Consider the following 13,581-nt stretch of genomic DNA (forward strand, 5'->3'; position numbering starts at 1 on the left):
CGACGCACCCTCCGGCGGCGGCATCCGCACACCCCCGGCAGGCCGTGGCGGCAGCGGAACCGGCCTCACCTCAGTCTTGATCATCAGCCCTCACATCCCTTCGTTCGGCCGAGTTCCGGCGGTCACGGCACAGGCCGGAAGCTGTGAAAAACCTCCGGCCTGCACCGATGGCGCCGGACGCTCAGTGCTCCTCCAACACCCGCGCGTCCACACCCGTCTCCTGCACCGTCGCCGCAGCCTCCCCGTACTGCGACTTGATGTGCTGCAACGACGCCTGCACCGACTCGACCGAAGCGTCCAGCTCGGCCTTCCACTGCTGGTTGCGGTCGCGGGCGGCCTCGATGTGCTCCTGCACCTCAGCGATCGTCCCCGCCGTCAACGCGGAGGTGGCTTCCGCCGACCCCTGGGTGGCGTCCGCCCCGTACCGGGACGCCTCCAACCCCTCAGCGAGCGGCGCCAGTGCGGCGGCAACCTCGTCCCGCTGGCCGTCCATCGCCTCCACGGCGGCGACGACGGCCGCGATGTGCTGCTCGAACGCGGCAGCCTCCGCCTGCTGAGCGCGAAGCTTCGTCAGGGCAGCCTCGTGAGAGGCGACGGCCTGGTTGTAGTCGACCAGGTCGATGGTGTCAGTGCTCATGGTGTTTCCTCCGGTGTTGTTGTTTCGGCTGGTTTCGGTTTCGCGGGCGGCCCGCACTTCGGCGGCGATCTCCTCGGCGGTCCATCTGCCGCTGGTTTCGGCCACCAGCGCGGCTACGGCGGCGTCGTTGGCGGGGGTGTACTGGCCGTCGGGTGCGGTCTGGAACCAGGCGGCCCCAACGATGTTGCGAAGCGACTGCATTGATTCGGTGCAGCCTTGGCAGTGGTTCGTTCCGGGCTTCGGCGGGTTGGAGCGGCAGCGGGCGCACCCTCCGGCGTGCCGGGTGCTGGCCGTCTGGCCGGGGTTGATGCGGGCTGCGGTCCGTCGTGTTCGGTCGGCGGCGGCCTGCTGGTGTACGCACGGCGGGGTGACGTCGCGTCGCTGCCCGCAGACGGGGCAGCCGGGCATCTGGTCGGCGATGGCCAGCACCTCGGCGACAGCTTCGGGGTGCATGTTCGGGAACTGGCGCTGCACGGCTTCGTGGGCGGTGTCCATGGCTGCTAGGCGCCGCTGCCCGGCAGGGTCGGCCTCGGCGAGGGCAGCCAGGGCGGCCGTCGTCACCTCATCGTGTTGGGGCATCCACCCTCGGGGCGGCGGCGCACTGTGGGTGGCGTCGGCTGCGGCCTGTGCGTACACGTGCGGCGGGTACTGGTCACCGAACATGGCGTGCAGGTCGCGGGCGGTTTGGGTTTCCCCCAACGCGCCGCTGCGGCCCTGCTCCCGGTTGAGCCGGTACACGTCACCTGCGGCGAGCTTCACCCGCCACGGCACGTGGTGGCCGCCGTCGGGGCGGCGAGCGGACTCACAGGTCGACTCGGATGGGTGCCGCCACGTCCCGTCCTGCTCGCGGAGGGTGTCACCGCAGACGGGGCAGGCGATACGCGGCCCGTCCGCAACCGGCGTCTCCGGCTGCGGCGGGGGCGGCGGGGTGTCGACGGCACGGCTGGACTCCCCCACCGGGTCGATCAACGCCCGCGCCGCCCGACCCAACATGCCCGACTGGTCGCGCCGCTGCTGCACCTTCCGCTCCACAGCGGCATCCACCCGGCTGGTCGGACGCTTCCCGTCGGGGCCGACCGGCGGGCGGGCCTTCCGCTTCGCCTGCCGGGACTCCAACTTGTCTTCCCACAGCCCGTGATACACATCCGACAGGTAGGCGCCCATACCGGGCCGGTACTTGCCGTCACCACCAGCCTGCTTGTGGCGGCGGGCGCGGGTGTTCTGCCACGCCTTCGACAGGGCGTCGCGGCGGGCCTTCGACCGGGCGTCCTTACGGTCACGCTGCTTGTCGATCAGCCCCCACTCGCCTGCCTTCGCAGCCTTGATAGTGCTGATCGCGTCAGCGACTGCGGCGGGGATGGTCATCGCCCACAGGGAGACGACCATCGCACCAAGGATCAGTTCCATCGGTTACCGGCCCATCCGCGCCGACGCGTCAGTGCGGGTCGACACGATGAACGAGATCGCCACGGCGGCCAAAGCCAGGCCGATGGTGCTGGTGCCCACCCAGTCGCCCATGTGGTTCGACGCCCAGCCCCACAGGTCACCGAGCTTGTCGCTGATCCAGGCGGGGAACGACCCGTCGATGGACACGAGCAGGGACGGCAGGACGAACGCGCCGATGACGGCGTACTGGTCGGGCTTGCGGTCCTTGGCGATGTCGATACCGATGATGATCAGGGCACTCAACACGGCGATGATCATTACGGCGGAGGCGAGGCCGACACCGACCAGCCCGGCGCCGCCGATGATCGCGACGATGAACCCGATCCACGCGAGAGCTTTCATCATGATGGTTCCCTCCTTCAAGGGGTTAGCGGATGGCGGCGGCGACGCCGACGCTGGCAGCAGTGAGGAACAAGGGGCCGCGCACGGGGTGGATCAGGTGCCACTTCACGCCGTCGAGCGCGGCGGCGAAGAACACAGCCGGGTAGCGGTAGGCGCGGCACCACCGCCGGTACGGCACAAAATCGGCCGGCATCGTCGCGCTGTAATCCGTGGACCACACCACCCGGATCGACGGCGTTGACTCCCGGACAATCCACGAATCGGCCGCATCCAGGTACATCACCCGGCCCACACGGCGCGCTGCGACCACCGGGCGGGACGCCCCAAGTCGCCTCACACGGTCACGGCGGGTTACACTCGGCTTGACTCTCGCGCGCGCAGACGCGCGCGGACTGTCCGACCCGCCGACACCACTGACATTTGCCAGTGTCACAACACTCTCAGTCACGGTCGGCTCCCTTCGTTCAGGTCGCGGGCAACCCGCGTGATCGTCTCCACGACGCCGTCAACATCGGCTCGTGGCATGGCTCGCGCTTCCGACATCACCCACTCCAAGGCGTGCCGTAGACGCTCGTACGGTGATTCGGCCCCTGCGATCCGGCCGACATTCCAGGCGGTGCGGTTGTCGGCTGACTCGCGTAGCGATTTGACCGACATGTCACGCCTCCACCGGCATGCTGAACTGGAAAAACACATCCCGGTCGACCCGCTCACCGTGAACCTCGTGCACGTCCAGGTGATACAGGTGCGCGTCACGGCGGCGGGCACCGTCGCGTTCGGCGACGGCGATCAGATGCCGCGTGAGTAGGTCTTTCGCCTCCTGCGGGTTGTCGAGGTCGATGGCGTCGAGGATGCGGCCGGCGACGCGCACGGGCCGGTCACCTCGGTATGCCCTCAACTCGAACCACTTCGGCATCTGATCTTCCCTTTCTCGGTGTTTGTGCTGGTCAGGTGAGCTGCGACAGGGCGTATCCGGCGAGGCCGGCGACACCGTTGGCGACGAAGATGACGGTGACTACGCGGCCGAGGCTGGTGTCTCCCTTGCTGGGCCGGTACGTCGGTCGGCTGGCGGCCTTCGTCTTGGGCTGCACGGCGGGTGCGGCGGCAACGCGAGTGGCGGGCAGAGTGGTCATGGGTCAGTCCTCCTCGGAGTGGCGGTCGTGGGCGATCAGGTGACGGACACCGCGCATGACGGCGTGGGCGTCACGGGTAACGCGGTAGCGGATGTGACGCTGCTGCCGGTGGAGCGTCACCCCGCCGGTGAGGACGGTGTCAGCGGCGACACCGGTGGCGGTGAGGTCGTGCAGGGTGACGTGGGGGTGACGGTCCCAGCGGGCCGGGATGACGGGCCACATGTTGGCGTCAGTCACGGCCGTCACCCGCCGTCAGCTCGGACACGATGCGCCGGTGCTCGGCCAGGAGGATCTGCTCGGCGTCAGCGACGGCCAACTCGGCAAGCCACTTCGGCCGGTTGGTGCGGGCCGCCGACTCGGCGCCCTCCACCGCCTCAGCCATCCATGTGCCGGCCGGTTCCACACCGAGAGCCATGCAGAGCAGCAGAAACACCTTCATGCCTTCGCGCTTACTGCCGCCGCCGTCGACCACCTGGCGGGCCTTTTTGGCGGCGTAGTCGCGGACCTGCTCGACCGTCCAGTCCCGGAACCGCGCGTCGATGAGATCGCGGCTGAGGGGACGGACGGCGGAGACGTCAGTGCGGGTCCGCTTGACGGTGACGTCTCCGGTCGTGGTGGCCGGCTGGGTGGCGTCCGTGGTGACCGTCGTCGTGGTGGGGGTGACGGGCGTCGGTGTCTGCTCGACGGTGACGGCCGGCGTGTGCCGGGGTGCGTCACTGGCAGGCGTCGCCTCAACGTCGATGATGTGACGGCGACGGTCGGCGTCACCCGTCTCGATCTGCGTCACATCAGCCCAGGCGTCACCAGAGACGGCGCCCGGCTTCGTGGCCTCCACGATGCCCCGCACGATCGACAGGCGGCGCAGCAGCCGCGCCCGAACCTCGGGGTTCTCGGCGAGGTCGATCCACTTGCAGGCGGCCTGCGTCTGCCGCATCACCCGCCAACCCAGCCACGCCGTGTACAGGCGCTTGATCCGGCCCGGCTTCGGGGTGGCGGTGACGTTGTGGAAGTGGTTGAGCAGACGGGACAGCCGGTCCATGCGCCGCAGGGTGGCGACCTCGGACACGCTGATGCTGGTCGGCTCAGCCAGGCCGAGGGTGACGGCGATACGACGCCACGGAATCCCCCGGCTGGACGGCGGCGGGTACTTGCCGGGGTTGCGGTGGTGCAGGATGTCCCGCTGCTCGATCAGGCTCTCGTACCACATGTAGGAGGCGACGACGGCTGCGGCGATTCGGAACAACCGCAGGTCGACGCTGTCCGCGTGGACGGCGGAGAGGCTGGCGGAGATGCCGGCGAGGATGAACACGGCCCGGTGGGCGCGGCCGAGGTCGCCGTGCCGGTACAGGTGGCGGGTTGCCCGTCGGGCGGCGTCAACGATGCCGATTTCGATGAACGCGAACAGGACGAGCCGCAGCGACCAGTGGATGTTGATGACGTCGGTGAAGAACTGCCACATGCCGAGGGCGACGACGACGGTGGCGATGGTGGCGCTGATGCGGGTGAGTGCCCGGTCGGTGCCGGTGATGTCGTCGGCGTTGCGCCCGGTGGCGGGCTTGCGGCGGCTGCGGAGCACCTTGACGGCGAGCAGCAGACCGAGGATGACGGCAACGACGGTCATTGTGTTGTCGGGGTTGGTGGCCCAGGTGATGGCGGTGTCGAGCCAGCCGCGTGTGTCCGGCGCCGGGGTGTAGGGCACGGCGGACACCGGCACTCCCGGGTCGGGGTACATCAGCGGCTCGATCATCGGCCGACACCTCCTTGGTTGGGGTTCGCGTTCTCGGCTGAACTGTGCCACACTGCGAACAGTTTGACAAGTTGGAACACTACGAACAGTAGCACGAGCTTAAGCAGAGGGGCATCTATGAACACGGCGGTGATCGCGAACACCGGGAACGGTGGGTACGCTCACCGCAAATTCCGACGGCGGAGAGCAGGGGCGATGGGAGACAACCGCGATGAGGTCGCCGACCTTGAAGCCCGAGCGCGGGCCGGCGAGTGGTTGAAAACCGGGCCAGTCGCGGTCCTGCTCGGCCTGGGCCGCACCAAGGTCCACATGCTGGTGAAGCAGGGCGTGATTGGGCATCGGAAGATCCCCGGCGCCCCGCAGAAGCCGCAACGCGAGTGCAACCCGAAGGACGTGCTGCGTCTGTTGGAGGAACGCCGCCGCGAGTTCCACGGCGAGTCCGAGGATCCGAGCTGAGCCATGTCCGCTCCCCTACCGGCCGGTTGGTGTGCTGATGGGTTGAGCGTGGTCCGGCCGTCAGCCCTCCGGAACGCCATCTGCACGCCGTCCACGCATCAACCAGGCCGGGTTGGGGTGTGGTTGCCCATACGCTGGTGTGTGGATGGTGCTGCGCTGACCTGCTGGGGGCGGAAACGATGACCACCACCATCGATGTCACGAATCGGCTGCGTGAGTTGCGGGAGGCGTGTCCGCTGACGCAGCGGGAGGTCGCTGACCGGCTTGGGTCGGCGGTGACGGAGAAGCATGTGGGTCGGTGGGAGCGGGGCGAGGTTGTCCCGTCGTTGCGGTATCAGCGGCTGTTGGCGGGTGTGTTCGGTGTTCAGGTGGCCGAGCTGGGTTTGCCTGCTGCCGTGTCGGTGCCGCGCCCTCGTGTCAGGTCGAGCGCAGAGGACTTCATGGCAGACGTTGAGCAGGATTCGCGGGTGGTCGAGTCGCAGGACCGGTGGCGTGCCACCCGGCAGGCGTTGAACGCGAACCGGCACCAGTTGGCGCAGACGGCGGCCGGCTTGTATCCGGATGCGCGGCTAGCGGGCACGGGCCTGATCGCCGGTGCGGGTTGGATACCAGACGGCCCGGTCGACCTGGGCGCGGTTAAGTTGGTGGAGCGGCCGGATGCGCCGCTGCCCGTGTTGGATGGGTCGGAGCGTGAGGCGGCCCGCCTGCTGCCGGATCAGTCGCTGGCCCGCCCGTTCCCCCGCTACACGACCGCCGTGCGTGACCTTGCCCGGCCGCGTCTGTTTGAGGACCGGCATGCCTGGCGGTTGTTAAGCGTGGACTGGTCGGCGGGCACGCTGGCGTTCGGGGACACCACCTACTTCCAGTGCGCGGACGTCTTCGAGTCGTTGGCCCACGAGCTGGCGTACGTTGCCCTGGATGCGGACGGCAATGCGGGGGCGGATCCGTCGCTGCGGGATCTTCCGTTCCGCAGGCTGGTCGGCTCCCCGTTCGATTTGGGGCGGCGTCCGGTGATGCCGGCCGTGTCCACACTCACGATCCGCCGTGACGGGGACTCGGCCGAGTTTCTGATGCACCGCCGGGATCCTCGCGCCGTGGCTGCGGCTGGGGGCATGTTGCAGGTGATCCCGTCGGGCATCTTCCAGCCGTCGAGCCTGCTGCCTGCCGCCCGCGAGGCCGACTTTTCGATCTGGCGCAACATCCAACGCGAACTTGCTGAGGAACTGTTGGGCATGCCGGAGGCGGACGGGCACGGGCGCCCGGTCGACTACGCCTCAGGTCCGTTTGGGCTGCTCGACCAGTCGCGTGAGGCGGGCCGGGTGCGGGTGTCGTGTCTCGGTGTCGCCTTGGATGCGCTCACCCTGGTTGGCGAGATCCTGACCGTGCTCGTCATCGACGCCGACGTGTTCGACCAGTTGGCGTACGACTTTGTGGACCGCAACGACGAAGGCACGGTGGTTGCGGAGCGGTTCCCGTTCACCGAGGCCGGGGTGCGAGGGCTGCTCGACTCGGGGCGTGTCGCCCCCGCCGGTGCCGGATGCCTGCATCTAGCGTGGCAGTGGCGAGACCAACTACTGCTCGCCTGAGACTGGGGAGAGAGACGTGAACCTGTTCGCGGACGCCTTCGATGAGTTGACCGAGATCCTGGAAGCCAGCGAGCGTGGCGACGGCTTGACGGTGGATCAGCAGTTGAAGGTGGCGGAGATCAAAGCCTTGCTGTCGATCTCGCAGGAACTGTCGAAGATCCACCACCACGGGATCAACCCCGACTACAACTAGACTGCGTGGCGTAGCCAGCAGAGTTGCGTTAAGCCCCGGACCGGGATGACCGGCCGGGGCTCTTTCGTGTCCGCGTCGTGGGGCATCGGCCGAGGTCAGCATGATCCGGACGACCGGTAAGATAGGGGACGACAAACGAAAATCGGGCCCGGAATCGCGGTGTTCCACCACCGGCCGGGCCCTTGATCGCCTAGCAGGAGGCGACCCATGCTCAAGGTACAAGTCTACCTTGCCCGCACATCTGTGCGACCGACCGGCGCAGTGCGATGACCGCCACGTCGACCGAAACACCACACGTGCGACTGCCCGCTGAGATCCAGGATCTCGTTGCCGCAGGCACCATCAGCCTTCACGCCGGCTGGCTGTACGGGCTGCTGCTCGCCCACATCAACTACCGGCGCGGCGACGCCCACGTGTGGCCCTCGCGGGGAACCCTCGCCAAGCGGATGGGCTTCAAGAACTCGCGCGCCGTTGACCGCTACCTGGATGAGTTGGTTGGCGCCGGGCTGGTGGAGAAGGAGCGGCGGCGCAACGGTCAGGTCAACGAGTCGAACCGGTACACGCTGTTGATGGTGTCGTGGCCGAAGCAGCCTGCCGGGGGTAGTGCTCAACCGGATACCACCCTAGGTATCAACCGGATACCACCCGTGGTATCCGACAGCACACCCGAACTAGATGAACCACAACTAGATGAAGAAGAACCAGATCCATGGGGAATTGAACCGAACCGCTCCCCCTCCACTCGCTTCGCTCCCTCCGGGGCGGGTGATGGAGATTCACAAACCGAACGACTTCCGAACCAGCGACGTCCGGCACCCCAGGAGACAGGTTCGTGGTGGCTCGACGACCGCGACACCTTCCAATCGATCATGGGTGAGCGGATCGAGTCGAAAGGCGTCAAGGACTGGAACCGGGGCACCTTCCCCGCTGAGGCTGTGTACGACGCGCTCAGGCAGCGCAAGGACAACCAGATCGACCGTCCGGGCAGCTACGTGGCGTCGCTGATGGACAAGCCGGATGAGGCGTTGGAGAACTGGATGCTCCGCGAAGGGTTCAAGTTCGTGGACGAGCCGTCGGGATAGCCATTCGTTGGTTGCGGTTTTGCCTATCGGATAGCCATTCCACCTGGGCAAACGTGAGGGCCGCCCACCATCACGGTCGGGCGGCCCACGGCAGCGCGGTGAGGGTGGCCGGCTACTCGTACCAGGTGTTGAAGTCGATGACGATGTCCTCATACTCGGGCCGGTTCACGATCTCCTTCACTTCGGCGACCAGCTTGTTCCACTTCTCGCGGTCAGCTTCGTCATCCTCATCGAAGTGGTTGGAGAGTTTGGCGGTCACGTCGAGCTTGGCGGTCTTGCGTCCCACGGTCAGGCTCCCTGCGGTCAGGTGGTCGGATCGGTGCGTTCGGTTGCGTCGACCACGCCCAGGCCGTCGAGGATGGCCCGCACCCCATCCAGGGTGGCCGGCTTCTGCTCGGCGAGGGCGGCGAAGAACGGGGGCATCTCGGTGAACGCGGCGAACCCGTCGTTGAACACGCGCACCTGAATGGTGGCCTCGTCTACGACGGTGAACTGCTTGTGAACGACGGCGAACTCCCACGCGACGCCGCCGCCGTCGGCAGCCTTGGCGACCATGAGGGTGGGGCGTGGGTCGGCTTTGCGTCGGGCGTGCCACCAGTACGCCTCTTCGGCGACGATGTACGTGTAGGTGTAGCCGGGGCCGGCGTTGAGTGTGGTTGCGGTCGGATTGGTCATCGCGTCTCCTTCGGGTTGGGGCGTGGGCGGACGGTGCGGACCTCTTCGATCAGTGGCCGGAACTTGCGTTGCGCGGACTGCCGGCCGGCGAGTTTCAACGCGTCGGCGACTTCTTCCCAGGTGGCGTTGAGTCCGCGCAGTTCGGCTACGAGGGCGGTTTCCCGCTTGTCGAAGTTGGCGGCGGCTTGGGCGCGTTCGGCGGGGATGGCGGCGAGTTGGGCGAGCAGGTCCGCCTTCGAGGGCTTGTCGGTCACTGCTGCCTCTCGGTGAACTGGTCGGCGGGTGCCATCCACGGGCCGTTGATTTGGGTGCCGTCGACCAGCATCCGCACCTCACGGAACACGACGAACGCGCGAGCCGTGTCGCTGTGGCCCGGCTTGCCTTCCCGCACCTGCCGGTCAAGGTAGGTGGCGTGTTCGCGGGCGTCGGCTTCGTCGAGGCGTTCGATGTACCGGGTTTCGCCGTCGGTGTAGAGGATCGCTTCGGCCCAGTCGACGCGGGCGGGTTCGGGTAGGAGGGCGTGCGCGCCGGTGAGAAGGCGGTTGGCTGCGGCGCGGGTGTCGGGGTCGCTGCTGGTGCGGGCGTGGTGGGCGAGGGTGTGAAGGTCGTCGTGGAAGGCCATGCCGGTCAGCTCCTTTCGGTGGCGTCGTGGTCGGCGAGCGCCTGCCGGCCGGCGTCGGTCAACTCCCACACCTGCGGCGAGTAGATCGACGGGCCGAGCTTGCGTCCGGGGCGGATCAGGTGGGCGTTGTACAGGTCGTTGCTGATGCGGGTGACGTTGCGTCCGCTGGGTCCGCCGATGCGGTGGGTGGTCTTCTCGTTGGACCGTTTGTTGCTGAACTGGCGTTGGCTGTGTAGCTGCTCGTTGGCTGCTGCGCGGAGGACTTCGGCGCGGGCTGCGGTGATGGTCAGGGCTGCCACGGTCACGCCTGCTTGCCGGTGATGGCGGCGTCGATACGGGCCAGCAGGTCACGCGCCGACGCGTACACCGGCCCCGACGGACGCTGCGGGTTAGACAGCCACGCCTCAACCGCAGCCACGACGGCCGGGTGGTCGGCGAGCGGCAGCTCAACCTTGGTGGGGGTGCTACCGACGGTGTTGTAGTCGTCGGGGTCTTCGATGTGCCATCCGCCGCCACCGGCGTTGCTGATGTGCTCGTCCACCATCTCGTCCAGCGCGGATGCCCGCTCGGCGGGTGTCATCTTGTTCCACTGGTCGCGGTCGTATTCGACGGTGTCTGTGGAGGGGTGGGCTTCGCAGTTGAGTTCGATGATGACGGGGTCGCGCCGGGTCACGGTCACGCCTCCTGGTTCTGCTGGTTGTAGGCGTCGAGGGCGGCACGTCCGGCGTCGGTGAGCGTGTAGTGGCGGGGTTCGCGGAACCGTGCGCCTTGCGGTGCGCGCTTCACCAGGCCGGCTGCTTCCAGTTCGGTGACGACGGCGTTGACTTTCCAGGTCATGCCGGTTTCGTCTTTCAACCAGATGTCGGCGCTGGGCCAGTGGGTGTTTTTGATGCTGCCGAGGCAGGCGTAGACGTCGGTGTTGGGGTTGTTGATGGCGTTGAGGATGTTGGCTCGGCGGGTGGTGATGTTGAGGTGGGTCATGGTGTCCTCCACTCGGCTTGTCTCATCCATGATGACATGTCGCCGCCACGATTACAACCCTGTTCGTGCCCACACACAAGAAAGCCCGCCACCACCAGGCGACGGGCTCCCCCTCGAACGTCAGTCAACGCCCCTCATCCGCGACCACAGCCAGCAGCTCGACCGCCCGCCCCTCCCACACCTTCACCTCATCGTCCGGCACAGTCCCGCGCTCCCACTCCCGCAACCGCACCTCCGCGTGGGCGGGGCCGAGCGCGTTCGCCCACAACCAGCCGGCAGCCCGATCCACGGCGTCACGCGGCCCACCGTCGAACACGATCACACGCTCATCGCAGACGCCGGAGTCGTTCCACTCCCTGACGATCAACCTGTCGTCACGGGCCGGACCGTCACCGGGCAGACCGCCAACGATTTCCACCACGGTCATGTTGCGGCGCTGCGCCCACACGTCGGTGGCGTCCTTACCGGCGTGATACCGCTTCCACGCTTCGGCTTCGGTGCGGTTGCCGTCGCAGGCGTAGGCGGAGAGGCCGAAACCGGAGCCTGCGCCTGGCCGTAGCCGCACCCCGAAGTGGTGTCCGTCGTCGCGGCGGTGTTCGCTGATACCGCCGTCGTAGGCGCGGGTGTCGACGGTCAACCCGGCGGTGACCTCGGGCGGCCGGTCAACGTACGTGTACCGCTGCGTCATGGTGATACGCCGCCCGTGGGAGAGCAGGTTCCGTATCCGGGTGACGAGGTGGGGCATGGTGTCGAGGGCGACCATGGCCGAGCATTCGCGCATCGCGAGGATCCGGGCCGGGCTGGCGGTCATCGTGCCGCCTCCATCCGCATCTTGTGGCGCACGATCTCGGCCCTCAGCCCGTAGTCAGCGAGTTGACCGCGCAGCCTACGCGCCGTGTCGTCGCCTGACGCTTCGGCCCGTTCGAGTCGCTCGATGAGGTCGGTTATGACCTCAGTGTGGTAGCCGCACACGGTGTGGCCGGCGCATTCGCACATGTCAGTTCTCCGTTCCGGTGATGACGTTGAGGATCCGGTCTGCGGCCCGCAGGTAGTCGTCGGCGCTGCCCGACGGTCCGTCACCCGCGTGCCGCAGGTACCGGGCTAGGCGGTGACGGGCGGCCGGGGTGACAAGCCGGGCGGTGGTGTCGAGCCGTAGCGGCAGCGCGTCGTGTGCGTACTCCATCGCTTCCGTCAGCCCAGCATCGGAGGCGATCGTGTGGCAAGCGTCGGCCACATACTCACCCACCACACGCCGCAGTGTGGGGTCTTCGATGAGCACCCACGGCCCGTTCTCCACCACGCCGATGATGGTGTCGTTGACGTCGGCGAGACGCTTCACGTCGGCCGGGTCAGCCACGGCCAGCCTCCACGATGCCGTTTCCGGCGAGCACCGCCCGACCCGCATCGGTCAACACCCACGCCACCCGGGCGCTGCCGGTAGGCGACTCGTGGCAGGCAAGCCCCCGCTGCTCGATGACCGCCATCCGGTGGCTCGGCCGGACGGCCATCATGCGCCCGCCGACGTCGATGCGGTCGGTCGGATGGTCGTTGCCGTTTCCGGCGGGGTAGTGCCAGACGCGGCCTGCGGCGATGTCTCGGAGCATGACGGCGTGGATTCGGTCTGCGATCGGCGCACGGTCAGCCACGGTCACCACCCCTTCCGCTTGCTGACGCCGGTGGGCACGCTGGTGACCATGCCGCCGGTCGCCAACAGTTCGTCGATCTCACGGTCGGTCATCGTGTCGTCGAGGTCCGGGTAGGGCGTGTCGGCGCAGCGGTAGACGCTGGGCTTGTCCTTCTCGATGCTTTCCATGCCGGGCTCCTTCGGGTTGCTGTGGTTGGTTGTGGTACCTCCGGGTCATCGGCGGGCGCGGCCTCGCACAGGTGGGCGAGCGTCGCTTCGGTGGCTTCCATCGCCCCGCCGAGGTCGTGCTGCCACGTGCCGGGGATGAGGTACACCCACTCCAGTGCGCGGGTGTCCCATACCTCGTAGCCGAGGCCGGCGCGGCGGACCTTGGTGCGCTCTCCCAGGTGGGGCCGGGGGATGCGGGTGAAGTCGCGGCGGATGTCGAGGGTGGTGTTGGAGCCGAGGATCAGCAGGCGGGCACCGTGCGCACCGAGTGCGGAGTGGACGAGCAGGACGGCGTGTGCGCCGAGTGCGCCGTCGGTGGTGGTGTGGGTGATGTCGGCGACGAGCATCCATTTCCCGTCGGGTGCCTGGATGTGGTCGCCGGGGCAGAGTCGGGCGGTGGTGTCAGTGATGGTGCGGCGCGTGCCCTGCATGTCGACTCCTCGCTAAACCGTTGCGCTTTGCTGTTGCGCTTGTAAATCCACTCTATCCGAGCGACTAGCGAAGCGCAACGCCGTAGCGCTAATCTGTTCACATGACACCGGACGAAGCCCGCCGAGAACTCAACGCCATCGCCAACGAGCGCCGCAGGCTAGACAAGCGCATCCAACTGCTCGACCAGCGGGAACGTGCCGCCATCGAGGCAGCTTGGCGGGCGCGAGTGACACCGACCGAGATCGCTATTCGTGTCGGACGGTCGACGGCCCACGTCCGCAAGTTCCGCCCCGATGACGTACCGCCGGCACGCTCGGGCGGCATGGCCAAGGTGAAGCGGCAGAACGAACAGTCCTAGCCGACACCGCGACGGCTGGCAGGTGCCCCACACAGGTCA

Annotated in this window: 23 protein-coding genes; 5 read left to right on the top strand and 18 right to left on the bottom strand. The window is 67.7% G+C overall.

Going from position 1 to position 13,581, the window contains the following annotated elements; all coding sequences use genetic code 11:
- Positions 1 to 181: 181 nt before the first annotated feature.
- The 7 genes from AB0I71_RS15710 to AB0I71_RS15740 all read right to left on the bottom strand — a co-directional run bounded on the left by AB0I71_RS15710 (position 182) and on the right by AB0I71_RS15740 (position 5,305).
- A complete protein-coding gene (locus AB0I71_RS15710; protein ID WP_357585055.1) occupies positions 182 to 2,023 on the bottom strand; it encodes a hypothetical protein in 1,842 nt (613 codons plus the stop codon).
- Between the two features lie 24 nt (positions 2,024 to 2,047).
- On the bottom strand, positions 2,048 to 2,428 hold the full coding sequence (locus tag AB0I71_RS15715) for a hypothetical protein (protein ID WP_357585057.1): 381 nt from the start codon (positions 2,426 to 2,428) through the stop codon (positions 2,048 to 2,050).
- A 22-nt stretch (positions 2,429 to 2,450) separates the two neighbouring features.
- On the bottom strand, positions 2,451 to 2,708 hold the full coding sequence (locus tag AB0I71_RS15720) for a hypothetical protein (protein WP_357585059.1): 258 nt from the start codon (positions 2,706 to 2,708) through the stop codon (positions 2,451 to 2,453).
- Between the two features lie 375 nt (positions 2,709 to 3,083).
- Positions 3,084 to 3,296: a hypothetical protein gene (locus AB0I71_RS15725; RefSeq protein ID WP_357585061.1), complete on the bottom strand. Its 213-nt coding sequence runs from the start codon at positions 3,294 to 3,296 to the stop codon at positions 3,084 to 3,086.
- Positions 3,297 to 3,372: 76 nt separating this feature from the next.
- Complete coding sequence (locus tag AB0I71_RS15730; protein WP_357585063.1) at positions 3,373 to 3,558, bottom strand: hypothetical protein; 186 nt, start codon at positions 3,556 to 3,558, stop codon at positions 3,373 to 3,375.
- Positions 3,559 to 3,561: 3 nt separating this feature from the next.
- Positions 3,562 to 3,795, bottom strand: coding sequence for a hypothetical protein (locus AB0I71_RS15735; RefSeq protein WP_357585065.1), 234 nt, complete (start codon positions 3,793 to 3,795; stop codon positions 3,562 to 3,564).
- Positions 3,788 to 5,305, bottom strand: a complete 1,518-nt coding sequence (locus tag AB0I71_RS15740) for a hypothetical protein (RefSeq protein WP_357585067.1) — start codon at positions 5,303 to 5,305, stop codon at positions 3,788 to 3,790. Before AB0I71_RS15740 ends, AB0I71_RS15735 begins: the two co-directional genes overlap by 8 nt.
- Positions 5,306 to 5,500: 195 nt before the next feature.
- Here AB0I71_RS15740 and AB0I71_RS15745 point away from each other — a divergent pair, with 195 nt between their 5' ends.
- From AB0I71_RS15745 to AB0I71_RS15760, 4 genes are all read left to right on the top strand, one after another.
- Positions 5,501 to 5,761 (top strand): hypothetical protein, encoded by a 261-nt coding sequence (locus AB0I71_RS15745; protein ID WP_357585069.1) that lies wholly within the window; start codon positions 5,501 to 5,503, stop codon positions 5,759 to 5,761.
- 179 nt (positions 5,762 to 5,940) lie between these two features.
- Positions 5,941 to 7,347, top strand: a complete 1,407-nt coding sequence (locus AB0I71_RS15750; protein WP_357585071.1) for a helix-turn-helix transcriptional regulator — start codon at positions 5,941 to 5,943, stop codon at positions 7,345 to 7,347.
- 16 nt (positions 7,348 to 7,363) lie between these two features.
- Entirely contained in the window at positions 7,364 to 7,540 is a 177-nt protein-coding gene (locus AB0I71_RS15755) for a hypothetical protein (RefSeq protein ID WP_357585073.1), read from the top strand.
- A gap of 266 nt (positions 7,541 to 7,806) precedes the next feature.
- Positions 7,807 to 8,622 (top strand): helix-turn-helix domain-containing protein, encoded by an 816-nt coding sequence (locus tag AB0I71_RS15760; RefSeq protein WP_357585075.1) that lies wholly within the window; start codon positions 7,807 to 7,809, stop codon positions 8,620 to 8,622.
- A 112-nt stretch (positions 8,623 to 8,734) separates the two neighbouring features.
- On the opposite strand, the gene AB0I71_RS15765 is transcribed toward AB0I71_RS15760, so the two are convergent.
- The 11 genes from AB0I71_RS15765 to AB0I71_RS15815 form a co-directional block, all read right to left on the bottom strand.
- Positions 8,735 to 8,908 carry a hypothetical protein gene (locus AB0I71_RS15765; RefSeq protein WP_357585077.1) on the bottom strand — a complete coding sequence of 58 codons (174 nt, stop codon included), beginning with the start codon at positions 8,906 to 8,908 and terminating at the stop codon, positions 8,735 to 8,737.
- Between the two features lie 17 nt (positions 8,909 to 8,925).
- On the bottom strand, positions 8,926 to 9,297 hold the full coding sequence (locus tag AB0I71_RS15770) for a hypothetical protein (RefSeq protein WP_357585079.1): 372 nt from the start codon (positions 9,295 to 9,297) through the stop codon (positions 8,926 to 8,928).
- Positions 9,294 to 9,551, bottom strand: coding sequence for a hypothetical protein (locus tag AB0I71_RS15775; protein WP_357585081.1), 258 nt, complete (start codon positions 9,549 to 9,551; stop codon positions 9,294 to 9,296). The genes AB0I71_RS15770 and AB0I71_RS15775 overlap by 4 nt, the downstream gene beginning before the upstream one ends.
- Entirely contained in the window at positions 9,548 to 9,919 is a 372-nt protein-coding gene (locus AB0I71_RS15780) for a hypothetical protein (RefSeq protein WP_357585083.1), read from the bottom strand. Before AB0I71_RS15780 ends, AB0I71_RS15775 begins: the two co-directional genes overlap by 4 nt.
- A 5-nt stretch (positions 9,920 to 9,924) precedes the next feature.
- Complete coding sequence (locus AB0I71_RS15785) at positions 9,925 to 10,218, bottom strand: hypothetical protein (RefSeq protein ID WP_357585085.1); 294 nt, start codon at positions 10,216 to 10,218, stop codon at positions 9,925 to 9,927.
- A gap of 2 nt (positions 10,219 to 10,220) precedes the next feature.
- Complete coding sequence (locus AB0I71_RS15790; RefSeq protein ID WP_357585087.1) at positions 10,221 to 10,592, bottom strand: hypothetical protein; 372 nt, start codon at positions 10,590 to 10,592, stop codon at positions 10,221 to 10,223.
- Between the two features lie 2 nt (positions 10,593 to 10,594).
- On the bottom strand, positions 10,595 to 10,900 hold the full coding sequence (locus AB0I71_RS15795; RefSeq protein WP_357585089.1) for a hypothetical protein: 306 nt from the start codon (positions 10,898 to 10,900) through the stop codon (positions 10,595 to 10,597).
- Positions 10,901 to 11,024: 124 nt separating this feature from the next.
- Complete coding sequence (locus AB0I71_RS15800) at positions 11,025 to 11,711, bottom strand: hypothetical protein (RefSeq protein ID WP_357585091.1); 687 nt, start codon at positions 11,709 to 11,711, stop codon at positions 11,025 to 11,027.
- 186 nt (positions 11,712 to 11,897) lie between these two features.
- Positions 11,898 to 12,257, bottom strand: a complete 360-nt coding sequence (locus AB0I71_RS15805) for a hypothetical protein (protein WP_357585093.1) — start codon at positions 12,255 to 12,257, stop codon at positions 11,898 to 11,900.
- Entirely contained in the window at positions 12,250 to 12,546 is a 297-nt protein-coding gene (locus AB0I71_RS15810; RefSeq protein ID WP_357585095.1) for a hypothetical protein, read from the bottom strand. Before AB0I71_RS15810 ends, AB0I71_RS15805 begins: the two co-directional genes overlap by 8 nt.
- Positions 12,547 to 12,634: 88 nt before the next feature.
- Positions 12,635 to 13,183, bottom strand: a complete 549-nt coding sequence (locus AB0I71_RS15815; RefSeq protein WP_357585098.1) for a hypothetical protein — start codon at positions 13,181 to 13,183, stop codon at positions 12,635 to 12,637.
- A 101-nt stretch (positions 13,184 to 13,284) separates the two neighbouring features.
- Here AB0I71_RS15815 and AB0I71_RS15820 point away from each other — a divergent pair, with 101 nt between their 5' ends.
- Positions 13,285 to 13,542 carry a hypothetical protein gene (locus AB0I71_RS15820; protein WP_357585100.1) on the top strand — a complete coding sequence of 86 codons (258 nt, stop codon included), beginning with the start codon at positions 13,285 to 13,287 and terminating at the stop codon, positions 13,540 to 13,542.
- Positions 13,543 to 13,581: the final 39 nt, after the last annotated feature.

The sequence above is a fragment of the Micromonospora sp. NPDC049891 genome, assembly GCF_040660295.1.
GTDB lineage: Bacteria > Actinomycetota > Actinomycetes > Mycobacteriales > Micromonosporaceae > Micromonospora.

Coding starts and splice junctions, on each gene's coding strand:
- AB0I71_RS15780 (WP_357585083.1), bottom strand. CDS start 9,919: ATGGCCTTCCACGACGACCTTCACACCCTCGCCCACCACGCCCGCACC.
- AB0I71_RS15710 (WP_357585055.1), bottom strand. CDS start 2,023: ATGGTCGTCTCCCTGTGGGCGATGACCATCCCCGCCGCAGTCGCTGAC.
- AB0I71_RS15740 (WP_357585067.1), bottom strand. CDS start 5,305: ATGATCGAGCCGCTGATGTACCCCGACCCGGGAGTGCCGGTGTCCGCC.
- AB0I71_RS15800 (WP_357585091.1), bottom strand. CDS start 11,711: ATGACCGCCAGCCCGGCCCGGATCCTCGCGATGCGCGAATGCTCGGCC.
- AB0I71_RS15820 (WP_357585100.1), top strand. CDS start 13,285: ATGACACCGGACGAAGCCCGCCGAGAACTCAACGCCATCGCCAACGAG.
- AB0I71_RS15745 (WP_357585069.1), top strand. CDS start 5,501: ATGGGAGACAACCGCGATGAGGTCGCCGACCTTGAAGCCCGAGCGCGG.
- AB0I71_RS15750 (WP_357585071.1), top strand. CDS start 5,941: ATGACCACCACCATCGATGTCACGAATCGGCTGCGTGAGTTGCGGGAG.
- AB0I71_RS15760 (WP_357585075.1), top strand. CDS start 7,807: ATGACCGCCACGTCGACCGAAACACCACACGTGCGACTGCCCGCTGAG.
- AB0I71_RS15795 (WP_357585089.1), bottom strand. CDS start 10,900: ATGACCCACCTCAACATCACCACCCGCCGAGCCAACATCCTCAACGCC.
- AB0I71_RS15815 (WP_357585098.1), bottom strand. CDS start 13,183: ATGCAGGGCACGCGCCGCACCATCACTGACACCACCGCCCGACTCTGC.
- AB0I71_RS15715 (WP_357585057.1), bottom strand. CDS start 2,428: ATGATGAAAGCTCTCGCGTGGATCGGGTTCATCGTCGCGATCATCGGC.
- AB0I71_RS15730 (WP_357585063.1), bottom strand. CDS start 3,558: ATGACCACTCTGCCCGCCACTCGCGTTGCCGCCGCACCCGCCGTGCAG.
- AB0I71_RS15770 (WP_357585079.1), bottom strand. CDS start 9,297: ATGACCAATCCGACCGCAACCACACTCAACGCCGGCCCCGGCTACACC.